Raw genomic sequence first — 16,765 nt, forward strand, 5'->3', positions numbered from 1 at the left:
AGCAATGAGTCGTTAAACAACTTACCTTTGCGGCATATCCGCCACACTGTAACCTAAACTCACCACAGCATCTTCAGGTATAGCAGGCATGGTGTTGTTCCAATCGAGCCATTGCTGTCTCATACTAACGAGTTTTTCGGGGTGTCGTTTCGCTAAATTAGCTCGCTCACGAGCATCATCCGTTATATTAAATAAATACTCATGCTCATCAACTTTTAAGTATTTCCAATCGTCTAGTCGTAGAGCTCGCTGCCCACGATGTTTCATACGCCAATATAAGGGTCGCTCAAAACGCTCTACCTCACCTTTCAGCACTGGCATAAGTGACACTCCATCAACAGGATAATTCGGATCAAATTGACCGTTACCTGCTTCAAGTAAAGTACGAGACCAATCCATCGTCATACAATGCTGCATGCTAACGCTGCCTTTTTTCACAACCCCAGGCCAACGTACCACCCAAGGTACGCGAATCCCGCCTTCAGTTAGGTCCATCTTGCCTCCTACCAAAGGCCAATTATCAGAAAAACGTTCACCGCCATTATCACTGGTAAACACAATTAACGTGTCATCCGCTATACCATGTTTCTCTAGGGTTTCCATGATACGTCCGATACCTTCATCCATGTGGTGGATCATTTTTCTGTAGGTATGGATGTTGCCACCTTCAAGGTGAAATAAAGTAGAAAGGTTATCCGCCAAATGCGCATCGTCTCGGGTTTCCCAAGGCCAGTGAGGTGCTGTGTAGTGAATACTTAAAAAGAATGGCTGCTCAGGACTTTCTTCTACTCTGCGATTAATGAAATCTAGAGAGTGCTCTGAGATGAGGTCTGTCAAATAGCCTATCTCTTTATGCTCTTCTTCATTAATCCACAAGTCATGATCTCCATGACCACTTTTATGAGAGAAATAATCAACGCCACCCGCCATAATACCAAAAAATTCATCATAGCCTGAAGATCGCGGTCCAAAATGGGGAGGATAACCAAGATGCCATTTCCCCATTAACCCAGTATAGTAACCCGCTTTTTTAAGCTGAGATGGCAAGGTAGGGATATGTGGGGGCAAACCTAACGTAGAACTACCTATACTCTTACTATTAATAGGTTCTTCCAAAGCACCACGCAGGCGATACTGATAAGCCATCGTCATCAAAGCAAAACGAGTGGGTGAACAAACAGGAGAGTTCGCATACCCCTCCAGAAATATCATGCCCTCTTCTGCCAGCTTATCTATATTCGGTGATACCTGACCAAACTGAGCCTCACGCCCTCCGTAGCAACCTAAATCTGCGTAACCAAGATCATCAGCGACAATGTATATAATATTAGTCATTATTTTGCTCCCTTAAAACGCTGCAATATTTTTAAATCATGTCTTAAATGCCAACCCCATAAAAAGATGGCTAATAAAATGCCGATCTGGTCCCATAAAAGACCAGGAGCAAATAATAGAATTGCCGCACTCAATCGCGCCGCTACCTCATAAAAGCGCAATTTGTGAGCATGAAATCCCGTCAAAGCTGTCGCCATCAGTAAAATTCCAACCGCTAACTTTACCAATAGCCATAACCAAGGAATTAACTCGAAATTAACGCCAGAGTCAGTGACAGTGAGCAATAAAGGGTTAAAAGCAAAGGTGAATGGAATGACAAAAATCATGATGCCGACTTTAGACGCCTGAACGGAAGTTCCAATTGGCCCCCCTTTCGCAATGCTAGCTGCCGCGAAAGCGGCAATAGCAACAGGAGGAGTAATAGCCGACCCTACAGCGATAAAAAATACAAACATATGCGCTGTAAGTGGTGCCAGACCAAGCTGCTCCATGGCTGGAATGGCGATCGTTGCAACTGTGACATAAGCAGGTAAGGTTGGCATTCCCATGCCAAGAACAATGCAGCAAAGCGCTGCAAGCAGTAATGAAACCAGCAAAGAATTAGACACAATACTAGACAGCAGCACACTAAACTTGACTGGAACACCTGTGGCAGAAAGAGCAGAAATTACAATACTCACCGCTGCAATGGCCATCAGCAAACCAGCAAAAGTTCTGCCACCAACAGAAAGGCTTTGTATCAATTTTACGGGCTTAGCTCTGATATCCGGATTTATAAAACTTAGCGGAAACAAACAAGCTAATGCAGCTATAGAAGCGCCTGATGGTGATAGTCCATACAACAACAAAGCCACAATAATAATGAGAGGGATAAAAATCAGTAAAAGATTTAAGTAGTCTTGCTTATTTGCCTTATCAACGCCTTCAAACTCATCATCGGCTTTAATATCTAGACGACGAGATTCAAAGACAATCATAGCGAATAAACTGGCGTAATAGGCAATGGATGGCACTAACACAGCAATAATAACGGTCATGTAGTTGACACCAACAAAGTCCGCCATAACCAAAGCTGCAGCCCCCATTATTGGTGGCATGATTTGCCCACCGGTAGAAGCAGAAGCTTCAACGGCTCCAGCGAAATTGGCAGAAAAACCGCGACGCTTGATCATGGGAATAGTGATCACCCCGGTTCCTACCACGTTACCTACTGCGCTACCAGAAACCGTCCCAAACAAGGCAGAAGACAACACCGCCGCATGAGCTGGACCACCCGCTGTTTTTCTCATCCAATGAAAAGCAATACGGATCATCGAGTCGCCCGCACCAACACCTTCTAATAATGCGCCAAGAATGATGAAGGGAAATACTGTTGTAATAACGATTGCAAAAGTACTGCCTAAAATACCGGTATCTAGGCTATACAGAAGGTTTTGTGCCAATGTTTCATTAACATCGTGACTAACGGTTTGTAGAGGCCCTGGCCAATATTGCCCGGTTGCCATGTATAAAATCCCGATAACGCCAAGTAAAGCGACCGGAACACCCCAAATGCGCCAACAAAAAAACAATGCGCCGGCTGATGCTAAGACCGCAATCCACATTTCGCTAGAACCGAATAAGAACATGCCATCATCTAACGCACTACTAATCTGGTAAAACGACCAGCAACACCACAACATGCCGAACATGAATGCCGTACTGATAGCCGCTACCAATATATTGGTTTTTCCAAGCAGATAGCTTTCCATCATCGAAAAAGCAATGGTGACAATACACAAGGCAAAAAAAGTGGCTCTAAAAAACACCAGAGGAAATGGCCCTATACGAAAATCACCAATAGCAGGCATCACATTCGCAAGGCCATATAAGCATATTATCAAACTCAATATGACAATGACTGCCGAAACAAGTCTCAGTAAAAGACGAGAAGAAAAAAGCATAAGAAGCTCCCTTAAACAAAGAGCAAGCTCTTTGTTTAATGAAAAATTGTATAAAAAGATTATCGAAGAACTATTACGACTGAGGAGGCAATAACTCTTCTGGAATAGCAATCCCTGCTTCTCGATAATAACGCACAGCCCCAGGATGAAGAGGTGCATTAACGCCGACAAAATAATCAGTCGTTAGTAGATCATTAAAAAGGGAATTTGATTTTGCCAAAGCCAAGCGCTGCTCGACAAACTGCTTTGTCAATGTATAGGCGATATCATCAGAGAGATCTTTTTTGACGGCCATCATCATAATGGTTTGCCAAGTTAATACTGATTCCGTGTTAACCTGACCAGGATAAGTATTCGCTGGAATTTCAGCTGGCTGCATCCCCAAACCTTTTGGTGGCATCATCTTTTCGCCAGGTATTCCAAGAAGGCGAATATCATTTGAAAGGCTCAGCTCCGCTAAGGACTGAGAACCTAAGCTAAACGTACCGACAAATACATCAAACTGCCCATCCTGATAGCTTTGGGCTGCTGCTCCCCAAGGCGCTTTGATCGCTTCACAATCTCCTTCGGCAAGTCCACCAGCCGCTGCTAAACTAATAATTTGCGAGTTAGCCGCACCAGCTGGTGGTCCGATATAAACTCGCTTACCTCTCGCATCAGCCCAGCTATGAATGCCTGAGTCAGCTCGAGTAATGGCATGATAATAGCTACCCGGTAACGTAAATAAGCCCCGTACATTTTCAGATAAAGACATCGCTTTATCCGCCATCCTTGCATAAGGGCCGACACCCTTTTGCATAGCAGTGAAGGCTAATGGAGGAATAACGGCCGAGTCTAAACTCCCCTGCCCAATTTTCAAAAGCGATTTAGTTAATGTCTGATTCAGAGATAATTGAATATCAACACCCTGTTTAGACCAGTAAGGTGCCATGGCTTGAGGAAACATACCAAGAAGACTGTTAGGCGTAGCCGATTCCATACCAATTTGCTCAGCTTGAGCAACTGAAGCCATGAAGGAGCTAGCGAATATGACACTAACAGCACACAATCCATTTTTAAGAAGTTTTCTAGGGTTATACATTTTATTGTTCTCCGGCTCGATATTATTTTTTTTGTCTAGCTATGAAAACAATCTACCCCCAATTTTAGTATCCGTAAAATGTCATTTTGAGATATTGATCAATCATTAATGAATACTAAAAAAATGAGTTATTCATTAATGATTGATTGGATATCTTATTTAGCATTACAAGATTAAAAGCTTCTGTTTTATCATTTGGAGAAATGGACGTCTGATATTCATCCAAAATACTTGCTAACTAAGGGCGTCGCCCTTCACTCGTAATGGAATCATCATGCTTCAAGCCATCTTGTCGGTCTTATTTCCTTTTTCTACTTGGATACGACAGCAAACGTCTGCAACAGTAAAAAAAGATCTCATAGCCGGCATAACTGGGGCGGTGTTAGTCCTACCTCAAGGCGTTGCATACGCTTATATTGCAGGATTACCTCCTGAAGTTGGACTCTATACAGCCATTGTTTCAGCATCCGTTGCAGCTCTCTTTGGTAGCTCGTTTCATATGATTTCAGGACCTACTGCAGCTTTATCTATTGTTGTCGCCTCTGTAGTGCAGCAAATAGGCTACTCATCCGTCGCAGAGCAAATGACAATCGTGGTGACTCTTTCGTTTTTAACAGGTCTGATACAGTTTTCTTTAGGCGCTCTTCGACTTGGAGCTTTGGTCAATTTTATTTCTCATACCGTAATTATTGGCTTTACAACTGGCGCAGCTATTCTAATTGCCACCAGCCAAATAAAACATTTTTTAGGTATCAAGCTGTCGTCAAACCTATCATTCGTCGATGAGATAAGTGCGCTAATCGAACACTGTAGCGAACTGAATATCTACGCATTAGTAATTGGAATCGTCACTTTAATAACCTCACTGGTCATCAAGCTTATTAATAAAAAACTCCCAAATTTATTAATAGGTATGGTTCTTGGCAGCATCATCAGCCTATTGCTGGATGGCCAGGTTCATGGGGTTGCAATGGTACAAAGTATGCCAGGAACACTGCCACAGCTATCCTTACCGGATCTCTCACCCTCAAGTTTGCATAGCTTGTTTTCAGGTGCTTTCGCTGTGGCATTACTTGGTTTAATTGAAGCCGTATCCATTGCTCGTGCCATTTCTATTCGATCAAAACAAATTATTGATGGCAACCAAGAGTTTATTGGACAAGGCATATCAAATTTAGCAGGCGGTTTTTTCTCTTGCTACCCTAGCTCTGGCTCCTTCACACGCTCTGGCGCCAATTATGATGCCGGAGCAGTTAGTCCTTTATCCGCTGTATATGCGGCCATTATTGTTGCTATCGTAATTGCTTTAATCCCTAAAGCTACCGCCTATCTACCCCTTCCTGCTATGGCAGGAAGCGTACTGTTAATTGCTTGGAATTTAATTAATAGAAAGGAAATTATAGAGACGATTAAACTCAGTCACGCAGAAGCCATCATTCTATCTGGCACTTTTCTTTCAACGCTGTTTATACAATTAGAGCTTGCTATCTATGTTGGCATTATTTTATCTATTGGCTTTTACCTTCGCCGTACATCAAGGCCAAAAATTATTGAAGTTGCCCCCATACAAGATGCCGAAAATAGAATTATTCGAAATATTCACCGGTATTCGCTGGAAGTCTGTCCACAAATAAAAATAATCCGTATAGATGGATCACTGTATTTTGGCTCTGTGGATTATGTACAGAAAGAAATACATAAACTTATTAAAGACAATACAAAGCATCTCATCATAGTTGCCAAAGGCATCAATTTTATGGATGCTTCAGGTGTCCATTTACTCGAGTCCGAAATAACACGAATTGAAAAGTTAGGTGGCTGTGTCAGGATTTGCTCCCTAAAAGGCACCGTCTTAGATGAGATTAGGTCCATGCCAGTATTCAAATCTTTTCTATCAGCTTATCTAACCAATAATACAAAAGACGCCATCACAGGGATTCTAGAACATATCAATAAAGAAAAGTGTCGTCATTGTAGTGCGCGTATTTTCAATGAATGTGCTAGCTTTCCAGCTGATCAAATAAAATAACAATTTTAAAAAAGTCTTTATAGGTCCCAACTAATGGAATCAAAACATCTTATTTATTTATCTGTCATTCTAGAAAAGGGCTCTATTACCGCTGCCTCAGAGCATTTAAACATTGCTCAACCGACTCTAACGAGAGCCATGGCAACCCTTGAAATGCAGGCTGGAGCTCAGTTATTTACAAGAAGTCGTTTTGGTGTTTCGAGTACTCCTATTGGCGAATCTTTGGCGAGAGAAGGTCGGGCTATTACCCGCAGGCTTAGCTCAGCAAAAGAACAAGTCTCTCGATATAAGTTAGGCATCAAACACAATTTACGTATCGCAACTGGCTCATTACTTGCGATGGAGATATTGCCTGTCATTATTGAAAGAATGTTGGCTGAACAACCAGATATTGCAATGACCGTTACTTGTCTTAACCCTTCAATCGCCTTAGAAGGTCTAATGGATGATCAATTCGATATTATTATTGCTCCGCAGCCTTCAGATAAAATCACTGAAAACCTCCATCGCGAACTCATCATCGAAGATAGAATTGGTATTTTTTGTGGAGAAAGTCACCCACTCGCAAACAAGAAAAACCTTCAGATTGAGGATTTTGCCGAACTTGATTGGCTTAGTTTAGGCATTGCCTCGTATTTCGAGAAACAAACAACTGAAATGTTTACATCCTATGGTATCCACAGCACAAGAACAAAAGTTGTCTTTAGAAATGATGCCATTATGATCATGAAAATGCTGTCTACTGGTCGACATCTCGCGGCTTTACCTCACTTCCCTGTCTCTGTGATTAAAGACGCCTACTCGGTGAAAGAAATCAATTTAGAAGATGTTATGCCTATCGAAAGAAATATATATATCATGTGTTCAGATTCCTTAAAAGAACAATTTGCCTATCAGTCTTTCAACAGAATCACCCATCAGGTTTTCTCAGAACTAACACTAAATCAAAAAAGCTCCCCTATTTAAGAGTCCGGACCCTAGCGCCCCTCGGATTTTATGACTTCTCTCATAAGAGGAATGATCCTATTTTAAAAAGTCATTTGTCGTCTTTGAAATTAAATATCAAAAACTTACCCCGCAATTAAAATGCAGAATAATTCAAAGCATTACAAGTATTCACTCTGTTTTACTCTTACTTCATAACGTCGATAGACTGAAAATCTTTGATGATACGGTCTTGAATCGCCTCTGTTCGTCCGGCAACAATCATGCCTTTACGAATGGTCAGCTTATAAGGACTTCCATCTAGTATTATTCTGGCAAGTATTTTTCCATTGCCGCCATCAGCTCTCGGTGTTGCAAGATAGCAAGACACTCTTTCTCATTAAGATGATCTAGCAAGCTTTGAATGTTGTCGCTGTTGATAATCTGCCATTCGGCACATATCCATGCGCGGCAAAATTCTTTGTTTGGTTCATCTTCTGGCATTTGAGCTAAATGCCAGTAAAACAAAGCCGAATCAGATGACAAACGTTTTAAAGAAGACAAAGCACCATCAAAATCTAGCTCGCTTTGTGCTTCATCATAGCGACTTTGCATGTTAATAATTGGGTGCGGACGCTTTTCTTCTGGTGCGCGCATAAGACCCAAATAATGAATCACATTGCCACGTTTAGCACCGCCACTGATCCAAGATAATGGAATAGACAAAATTAGACCAAAGCTAATCGGCAAAGACCAATAGAACAATTCGATACTTAAGAATAAAGCACCACCAGCAAGCCCAATACCCAACAAAGTATGGCTGCAGTGCGCTCGAGCTGCCACTTTCCATGACGTTGCACCGTCATCGCGAGACTGAGGTTTCCAACCACTGTCGCGGCCTTTAAAGACGTCATAAACAACTTGGAATTGAGACAACATCAGAATAGGTGCATACAAAGCCGATAACACTGTCTCTACCAAGGTACTTAAGGTCAGTAATATCGGACCGCCAAATTGCATACAACGACGAAAGTTCAACATTGCGGACAACCAACCATACACTTTAGGTGCTAGCACCAAGGCCATGGACAAGACGAACAAAGAACGCGCTTTTTCGAAATCAAACACCGGCCATGTTGGAAACAAGGATGGATTAGCAAAATACTCAGGACGAACAAAGTACGCCTGAACCGCCAAGGCAAAACCCACCACGATCAACATCAACCAGAAAACAGCACTCAGGTATGACATGATGCCAGACATCAAATGTAAGCGAGTCGCAAAGTGAAAACCTCTAGCAAACACAAAGGCTTTGTGCTGCAAGTTACCCTGACACCAACGACGATCACGTACAATCACATCCACCAGCGACGGTGGTGCTTCTTCATACGACGCTTTCAAATCCGTATCAAAACGTACACCCCAGCCGGCACGGCGCAATAATGCTGCTTCCATAAAGTCATGGCTCATCACATGGCCACCAAAAGGCGCCTTACCTTCTAAAACAGGCAAGCCACAAGCCTCGGCAAATGCCTTGGTGCGAATAATGGCGTTATGTCCCCAAAAGTTAGAAGAATAACCATGCCACGCCGCCAAACCAGAAGCATAAATAGGACCAAAACAATGGTTGGCAAACTGCTGAATGCGGCTATATAAAGTATTGGCGCGAATAATAGTTGGCAAGGTTTGAATCAAACCCAAACCAGGTTCTGCCGCCATACGACGAGTCAGAGAAATTAAGCACTCGGCGCCCATTAGACTGTCGGCATCCAACACAATCATGCATTCATAATCGCCGCCATAACCCGTCACCCATTCAGCAATATTACCGGCTTTACGCTCAGCATTGTTGTAACGACGACGGTAATAAATAGGACAAGCCGCCGCATCGTCATTTAGCAAAGGACGAAACGCTTGCTCCTCGGCAATCCATGCATCGGCTCGGTTGGTATCACTTAGAATGAAGAACGCAAATTTGCCCGGAGCTTGTTTCATCAGGTCTTCATGCATGGCTTGGATATTGGCGCGAATACGCAAAGGATCTTCATTGTAGACAGGCAACAAAATAGCCGTAACGCCTTCTACATCTTGTTCTTTGCGAGTATAAGAAAAAGGCCACAGCTGGAAAAGCAAGCCCAGTGTTGCTTGAGAGAATGCAAAGGAAATCCAAGTAAAGTTAATACAAAACAACACCAAGAATGCCCACTGCAAACCTGCAATCGCATTGGTATTTAGCACACTGTACATTTCAGTGGCGCCGTACCAAGACAGTCCAGCCGTCGTCACTAAAACAAACAAGCGCGAAAGAAGTGTCGTAATGACAAAACTTTGCAGCCTTTTCTTACGAGCTTGGGGCACTTCATCAACGGCATGACGAGGCATATCCAAAGGGGAAGTTTGCGGTAATGCTAATTTTGTAGAGCGATCCTTTAATAACATGTTTATTCCTTAATCCAACGATACAGCCAAGTCGGTGCAACGGCGGTATCTCCTTGTTTAAGTTGAACTCTTAACTCAGCCAAATCCGTATCTTGTGGATCAAAAGAAACGTAAACACGGACACCATTTTTATGGGGGTTTTTGACGGCTATCGCTTCGAGTATTTTTCCTTTACTAATGCTGGCATCAATTGTCAGATCATCGATGTTCACATCTGGCATTTTATTGAAATCGATCACCACTTCGGGGTTGGTCTTAAACAACTTCACACCTTTAGCGCTACGAACAACACGAGGATAATCCAAAGAAACAGGCGTATCGTTAGACCAGGTCATCAAATATTGATAGGTATACGATTCACCTTTTTTAAAGCCATCTTTAGGCTGCCAATACGCAACAATATTGTCGTTGGTCTCAGAATTCGATGGAATCTCTACTAGCTCAACATGCCCGGCTCCCCAATCATTCATAGGTTTAATCCAAGCAGAAGGACGAGTGTGATAGCTGGCCTCTAAATCCTGATAGTCTTCAAACTTACGATGACGTTGGATTAAGCCAAAGCCTTTTGGTGAGGTATCGCTAAAGGCACTTACTTGTAGAGAATTAGGATTATTCAAAGGGCGCCAAAGCATCTCGTTTTTACCGGTTAAAATTTGCAAACCATCAGAGTCATGAACAGCAGGACGGTAATCCGGCACATCGGAAGCATCAAGCGAGCTGTTATACATGAACATTGACGTGAGAGGAGCAATGCCCACATGTTTCAAATCTACTCGCGGAAACAAGGTTGCCTTTACATCTATGCGAGTTGGTTTTCCTGGATAAATGCCGAATCGATAAGCCCCAGTGACACTTTTGCTGTCTAATAAAGCATGAACCACAATGGCATCTTGGCTTGAAGATGGACGTTCAATCCAAAACTGTTTGAACATTGGGAACTCTTCACCTTTTGGTTGAGCAACATCGACTGCAAGGCCGCGGGCTGATAATCCATAAGACTGCCCCTTGGATACCGCTCGGAAATAACTCGCGCCTTGAAAGACAACAAACTCGTCATTCATATCAGCTTTATTAATTGGATAATGCAAACGTAAACCTGCATATTTACCAACCTGAGAAATCAACTTACTAATCTCTGCATTGGGCGTGGTAAAAGAGTCTGACGATACGCTCAAGGGGAAAGCTCGACCATTTTCAACCACGTCGATGGAAACCAAGTCTTTAAATATAAAACCCGGAGCAAATAGCTGGACGGAAAATTTGGTTGGCGTGTTCCCCCAAACTGCTTGGTTTTGCTGAAAGTTAATTTGTCGATATGTCGAATAATTCATATCCGTCAAGGCTTGTGGCGCTTTCTCAGCAGGCTTCATTGGAGATTGAGCCATCTCTTTCGCCAAATCGATAACCGTTTGATTTGAAAAAGCATACCCTTTTGACTCTTGCTCTAATTGAACGCTTTCAGCGACAGGAGCAGAATCTGCCTTAACATCAGATTCTTCCGCTTGTGCATGCCCTATTAAAGTGACTAATAGCGACGTTAATAAAGGCAGTTTTATGAGCCAAAATGAATTGGCGCGCATATGAGGTAAAAAAGTAAATAATTTCAAAAGAAGCTCTCTCGTTGCTTAATTGGATTTAACCAATCCTCAACATAAGGATGACGTCATAAATTTGACACTTATGATATAAGTAAACTCGCGATAGATTAAGGCAGTAAAGTCGGAGGAATTCATAAGAATTAAGGAGAGATTGTGTTTAAGGAAGTTGAATATTACCCATTATCATTAAGCCTATCGTCTCAACACTCTACAGACTGTAAATATACACTTACCTGACTGATATTGAACAACATTTTAAAGAAGCTTTCGAATTAAATAGAGACAAGGTCATGTTCACAAAACTCAAGAATTACTGGGAAAACAGACAAATTAAAGCAATGGGATTTACCGCCGAACAATGGGAATCTGCCATTGTCGATTGGCCCGTTATGAACCGTTACCAAGGCGCTGAACGTGACACACTTCGTGAGATGAGTTTTCATTTCCTTGCGCGTAAAGGCATCACTCCTGGCGCTGAATTTCAATTCACTGAAGCTATGTGCCTCAAACTCGCCACCATGGCGTGTGTGCCTATTCTGCACCTCGATTTAGACTGGTACGACCACTGCAAAACCATCATCTTGTACGAAGGCGATTTTATCACCAACCATCCTTATCAAAGCGAAGATGGCGTCGTACACGCTGAAGGTCGAGGGTTAAGCGGCGAAGCGTGGCAGAGAGGCCCCTTGATTCTATCGTGGGAATCCATTCTAGAAACGGGCGATCATGCCCGTCATGGCAAAGCCAGTAATGTGGTCATTCATGAGTTTGCACATAAACTAGACATGCTTCGTGATGGCGCAAATGGCGCACCGCCGATGCACCCTGATATGAAATCCGGAGAATGGCACGACATATTCACAGAAGCCTTCCAGCATTTACAAAATGACTGGCAACATCACAAGCACTTACCTCTGGATGAATATGCCCTAACCAATCCAGCTGAGTTCTTCGCGGTGTGCAGTGAAACCTTTTTTGAAGATCCTAAAATGATGAAAAAAGAAATGCCTGATGTTTACCGACTATTGTGTCAGTTTTATCGCCAAGATCCCGCTGGTTAAAAGCTCGCAAATCCAAGATAAATGAATAATCATACAGGCCGCGATAGAATCGTTGAAAATAGTATTTAAGGTAAAGGGATAAATTCATCTTCGTCGCCAACAACTTTTGGAAAAGTCCCAGCCTGCCAGTCTCGTTTAGCCTGCTCAACGCGTTCTTTACGACTGGAAATAAAATTCCACTCAATAAAACACTTACTTATTTTTTCACCACCGATCAGGGATATTCTCAAATCCGCTGTAGCATTAATAACCACGTTATCAGCAGCAGATAGAATAACCATGGCAAATTCAGGTATCACAGTGTCTTTTATCTTCAGGCTGCCTTTCACTACATAAATGGCACGCTCTTCAGTATTCGGTAAGGTTAAACTCTGCCCTGCTTGCATGTGCGCTTCTACATACAAGGTTTCAGCATAGTTTTTACTGGTGAAGTTACTCCATAAGCTGCGCCTATAAAGACTCTAATTGGTATACTCTCAACCGTTCCAGAAGGAATATTAGCCGTAGGGTAATGATAAAAAGCAGGCTCGATTTCTTCGTCTTCTTCAGGTAAGGCCAACCACAACTGCAACCGATTACACCATAGAGTGACTCTTGTTTAATCCCTCTTTTTATGCCTTCACGAAAATGACAGCAATGTCAACACCTTTTAAGACAGCCCAAACAAGCCAAACGACCCGAAAACACCAAGAAACCTTAAAACACTACCAAAAAACGGATAACAAAGGATAAGAAATGGATAAAGTAAGGATAAACAGACACAAAAAAAGGGCTTACGAATTAACGTAAGCCCTTGATTCTATTAACAAATTAGGCGGTAGGACTAAGCAGATTCGAACTGCTGACCTCATCCATGTCAAAGTCCATATATTGCACGCCTAACAATATGATTTAAAAGAAAATAATCACGTGAAATAAATGTTTTTCCTATCAATCCTAGCCTATACAAATCAATAACTTACAAGTTTTAAGGAACAGGTATTTTACTATTTTTAAAGGATTGTCGCATCAAAATCGTGGTGTTTTTTGTCACGGTTTGTTGATTTTTAATTTTCATCAATCCCAAACGTATTTGTGTCGTATTTGCTAATAGTCTAGGCCGATACAAAATTAACGGGATGAACATTGGCTAAATTTATATGTTGTTTGGCCTGCCAAAGATCGTAGGCATCTTGCATGGCCAACCAGCTTTCAGGTGTTCTGCCAAGGGCTTTAGATAGACGCAATGCCATTTCAGGCGAGACAGCACTCTGCCCTTTCAGGACACGACTTAACGTGGACGAGGCGACATCCAATTGCTTAGCCAAAAAGCGGCAACTCAAGCCCGCTGGCTCAAGATAAACGTCGTAAATAAATTCGCCTGGATGCGGTGGGTTGTGCATATTCATTAGTGATAATCCTCATAGTTGAGAATGTAAGCATTACCATCAACAAACTCGAAAGTAATACGCCAATTCCCGTTCACGGTAATAGACCAAATCCCATCTCGATTGCCTTTTAAAGGATGCAAATTAAAACCGGGTAAATTGATATCATCAATCTCTTGGGCGGTATCGATCGCAGCAAGTTGCATACGTATTTTACGCTGATGCTTTGCTTGAATACCGGAAACGCTTCCTGTTTCGAAGTATTTCTTAAGGCCTTTGTGTTTGAATGTTTTGATCATAAAAGAAGTGTAGCGTGGTGCGCATCAACAATCAATGCAAAGCCCACACTCGGTGGGCTTTTTGTTTTTGTTACTTATGCTTTGGCATTGGCCAGTCGTCTAGGAAGGTGCGGTTGGCGTATTCTTTGATGTGGTCGACGTTGTCGTTTACCCAGTCGGGTGTGCGTAGTTGGGCGATTTGCTGTTGGTACATGCGGATGGCTTGTACCATGTCGTTTAGGTCGCTGGCGGGGACGACGACGGGGTTGCTGGAGAGTTTCATGGAAGTGACGATGTTGTTGATCAGTTGATACTTTTCTGTTTCCAGTACGGCGGTGTCGGCTGAGGTGGCGGGAAGGTGTTTTTGCTCGTGGAGTTGTTTTTCGCAGTCGATGAAGTAGCGGCGGGCTTGTTTGCCCTTCTCGTTGCGTTCGACCATAGCCAGTTCTTTTGCCATGTCTAGGGTGATGAAATACTCTTTTGTCGCGCCACGATTCCCGTTACCCCATTTTGGGTCGCGGGAAATTATTGTGTAATCTACATCCATTTCAAAGCCATATTGCTTAATGCGAGCATTTAGCCAAGTGGCAAAGTGTCTGCCAATTCCAAGGAAAGAGTGAAGTTCACGAGCGTTTACGGTATCGAGGGTTTGCTCGTTGATAGAGCGAGTGTGAAGCGGAATTAGTTGCATAGCCATGTTTGGCCTCCTACGGTCAAAAAATTGACCACACTCTGAGGTGGTATTCTCAAAGGGTGGTGAGTCTAAATCAGGATACCACTGCCGCCCGTAGGAACGACCCAGCCGAAGCTGGCCCAACAAAGACCCACCATAACAGGCGGACTCCGGCCACAAAAAAACACGCGGTGCGTGTTTTGGGCCGCTACGGTAACAAACGGGGTGGTATTCCCGACACTGGATTTTGCCAGTGCAAGGACAATGTTAGATCAAGATGCGGGTGGGGTCAATGGAGAAAGCAAATAACAATAGGGCTAAAAAGCGTTTTTATGATTTTTAGGCTTTGTTATGGGCTCGAAAATTGATTCAAATTTCCACAATTTCTTTGTATTTATTAGCACCCTTTTCTATCGAATTGGACTGATACCAATCATTTCTTACTCTTCTTAGTCTTCTTAGTCATCTCATTTTTTTGTTTTTTATATGGATTTTTAGCTATATTAGTTAAATACTTATCTAAATCCCATCCATAATAAAGAACTTCAGTCTCTTTAACTGGTGTATTCAGAACCCAATCCTCTGGCATAGTGTAGTCACCGCCGAACATCGGTGAATCCTTCCATTCTTCTGATTCTTTAATTCTTTCAAACATCTCTTCTGGGGTCCACTTAAACTCGTTGGGAACCCAGTATTCACATAAAAATTTCGCATTATCAATAACATTACTTACATTTTCGCTACCCTCACCAATATCTGTTGTAGATGCTAACGCACCAACATCTTGGCATAACGAAACAAACGATGACGTATCCTTTAATCCATATGTATGGCTCGCAGCCATAAGACCTACTAAACCCTGTTCTTCTATATCACCCTTAGTCTTTTCCCATAAAAATGCACCTGTCCCCGTATCCTGATCCTTATCAGGCTGTGTTCTCGGTTTATTATGTTCCAATTCATCTTGTATTCTATACAAACGTGTATAGCATTCGCTTACGATTCCACTGTGTATTTCTTTGAGCTCTCCTTCCGATAACACTCCTGACAATCCCTTAGTAGCTTCATCTTTCGCTTTTTCTGAAATTGCTATTTTCAACTCATCTAAACTATATCCTTTTTTTATAATATCTTCCTTCAATGCATCCCGATTCTCTTTTGACAAACATTGAATAGGAGCTTTATTTTTAGATATTTTAACCCCCTCTCTGCCTGTATCAATCTTTTTCAATGAGCTAATATGCCGATTATCCACAAACTCAAAACCTTGCTTCCCATTACTTTTCTTCTGAGCAACAGAATTAGCAATCGCCCTACTTTTATTCTCTTTTGGTTTTTCTATTTGTTCATACATATCTCAAACCTTTGTAATTGGATTTTAATTATTGTTATAGGCTTTCTTCATTGCCTATAACATGCTGGGAAAGTCTTTAGAGGACTTTATTTAGACTATCTCTTTATCAACACTGGTCTTTTAACGCCCTTTTACGCTGTTAAAAGACCAGTCTTCACCAATCAGGCGCTGTTTTGTTCAATATAGTGCTGGTCAGTTCTATACCATTAACTTTTATAGTAGTGACGGGGCTTTGGGGCGGCTTGGTGTAACTGATGACTTTATATGTGTTTCTTAGGAAGAGTTGTAGTGTGGGTATAGAAAGCCCATCTGATTGGGTGGGCTTTGGCTGTACTACTTGAAACGTTACCGCTTAAACATCGGTGATGGTGTCGTATGGCCTTTTTGAGTTTGTCTATGCTGTCGTTGACCTAGTCTGCTTGCCTGAATGAAAGGGCTGAATTTGAAAAGTCCACATATTGCTAAAGTGGCATCACATTAACTCAAACAACCTCACTCCCGACAACAGTACACCTATACCCTGCTTTGCTGTCGCCTCGTGCGGTGACTTTGTCGATGGACCAGTTGCCTTTCATTTCCGGTGGGAAGGTGTCGTTTAGGGTAAGGATGCCTTCTGCGACGAGTTTGGGGTTGCCCGTATCTAGTCAATAAGTGCGTCTAGGGTGACACTGGAGCCTTGGCGT

The 16,765-nt window shown here is 42.4% G+C and carries 13 protein-coding genes; 3 read left to right on the forward strand and 10 right to left on the reverse strand.

What is annotated here, in order from left to right:
• Positions 1-21: 21 nt before the first annotated feature.
• The 3 genes from ACO05V_RS17315 to ACO05V_RS17325 all read right to left on the reverse strand — a co-directional run bounded on the left by ACO05V_RS17315 (position 22) and on the right by ACO05V_RS17325 (position 4,290).
• Positions 22-1,335, reverse strand: coding sequence for a sulfatase (locus ACO05V_RS17315; protein ID WP_421854387.1), 1,314 nt, complete (start codon positions 1,333-1,335; stop codon positions 22-24).
• Positions 1,335-3,278 carry a TRAP transporter permease gene (locus tag ACO05V_RS17320; RefSeq protein WP_421854390.1) on the reverse strand — a complete coding sequence of 648 codons (1,944 nt, stop codon included), beginning with the start codon at positions 3,276-3,278 and terminating at the stop codon, positions 1,335-1,337. Before ACO05V_RS17320 ends, ACO05V_RS17315 begins: the two co-directional genes overlap by 1 nt.
• Before the next feature lie 73 nt (positions 3,279-3,351).
• Positions 3,352-4,290, reverse strand: a complete 939-nt coding sequence (locus tag ACO05V_RS17325) for a TAXI family TRAP transporter solute-binding subunit (protein WP_421854393.1) — start codon at positions 4,288-4,290, stop codon at positions 3,352-3,354.
• 343 nt (positions 4,291-4,633) lie between these two features.
• Between ACO05V_RS17325 and ACO05V_RS17330 the strand changes: the two genes are divergently transcribed.
• The gene (locus ACO05V_RS17330; RefSeq protein ID WP_421854396.1) at positions 4,634-6,388 is read left to right on the forward strand and encodes a SulP family inorganic anion transporter; all 1,755 of its coding nucleotides are present in this window, start codon (positions 4,634-4,636) and stop codon (positions 6,386-6,388) included.
• Between the two features lie 33 nt (positions 6,389-6,421).
• Complete coding sequence (locus ACO05V_RS17335) at positions 6,422-7,354, forward strand: LysR substrate-binding domain-containing protein (RefSeq protein ID WP_421854399.1); 933 nt, start codon at positions 6,422-6,424, stop codon at positions 7,352-7,354.
• Positions 7,355-7,639: 285 nt separating this feature from the next.
• Here ACO05V_RS17335 and mdoH read toward each other — a convergent pair whose 3' ends face one another.
• Together mdoH and ACO05V_RS17345 are read right to left on the reverse strand one after the other, a co-directional pair.
• Complete coding sequence (mdoH, locus tag ACO05V_RS17340) at positions 7,640-9,751, reverse strand: glucans biosynthesis glucosyltransferase MdoH (RefSeq protein WP_421854402.1); 2,112 nt, start codon at positions 9,749-9,751, stop codon at positions 7,640-7,642.
• A 2-nt stretch (positions 9,752-9,753) separates the two neighbouring features.
• Positions 9,754-11,358: a glucan biosynthesis protein G gene (locus ACO05V_RS17345; protein ID WP_421854405.1), complete on the reverse strand. Its 1,605-nt coding sequence runs from the start codon at positions 11,356-11,358 to the stop codon at positions 9,754-9,756.
• A gap of 281 nt (positions 11,359-11,639) precedes the next feature.
• Here ACO05V_RS17345 and ACO05V_RS17350 point away from each other — a divergent pair, with 281 nt between their 5' ends.
• Positions 11,640-12,410 (forward strand): zinc-dependent peptidase, encoded by a 771-nt coding sequence (locus ACO05V_RS17350; protein ID WP_421854408.1) that lies wholly within the window; start codon positions 11,640-11,642, stop codon positions 12,408-12,410.
• 65 nt (positions 12,411-12,475) lie between these two features.
• Here the strand turns inward: ACO05V_RS17350 and ACO05V_RS17355 are convergent, their stop codons facing one another.
• The 5 genes from ACO05V_RS17355 to ACO05V_RS17375 all read right to left on the reverse strand — a co-directional run bounded on the left by ACO05V_RS17355 (position 12,476) and on the right by ACO05V_RS17375 (position 16,082).
• Entirely contained in the window at positions 12,476-12,796 is a 321-nt protein-coding gene (locus ACO05V_RS17355; RefSeq protein ID WP_421854411.1) for a pirin-like C-terminal cupin domain-containing protein, read from the reverse strand.
• A 708-nt stretch (positions 12,797-13,504) separates the two neighbouring features.
• A complete protein-coding gene (locus tag ACO05V_RS17360) occupies positions 13,505-13,798 on the reverse strand; it encodes a HigA family addiction module antitoxin (protein ID WP_421854414.1) in 294 nt (97 codons plus the stop codon).
• Complete coding sequence (locus ACO05V_RS17365; protein WP_421854424.1) at positions 13,798-14,076, reverse strand: type II toxin-antitoxin system RelE/ParE family toxin; 279 nt, start codon at positions 14,074-14,076, stop codon at positions 13,798-13,800. The genes ACO05V_RS17360 and ACO05V_RS17365 overlap by 1 nt, the downstream gene beginning before the upstream one ends.
• 70 nt (positions 14,077-14,146) lie before the next feature.
• The gene (locus ACO05V_RS17370; RefSeq protein WP_421854430.1) at positions 14,147-14,752 is read right to left on the reverse strand and encodes an antA/AntB antirepressor family protein; all 606 of its coding nucleotides are present in this window, start codon (positions 14,750-14,752) and stop codon (positions 14,147-14,149) included.
• A 409-nt stretch (positions 14,753-15,161) separates the two neighbouring features.
• Positions 15,162-16,082 carry a hypothetical protein gene (locus ACO05V_RS17375; protein WP_421854433.1) on the reverse strand — a complete coding sequence of 307 codons (921 nt, stop codon included), beginning with the start codon at positions 16,080-16,082 and terminating at the stop codon, positions 15,162-15,164.
• Positions 16,083-16,765: the final 683 nt, after the last annotated feature.

Origin of the sequence: Marinomonas sp., from assembly GCF_965225885.1 — a bacterium.
Classification (GTDB): Bacteria; Pseudomonadota; Gammaproteobacteria; order Pseudomonadales; family Marinomonadaceae; genus Marinomonas.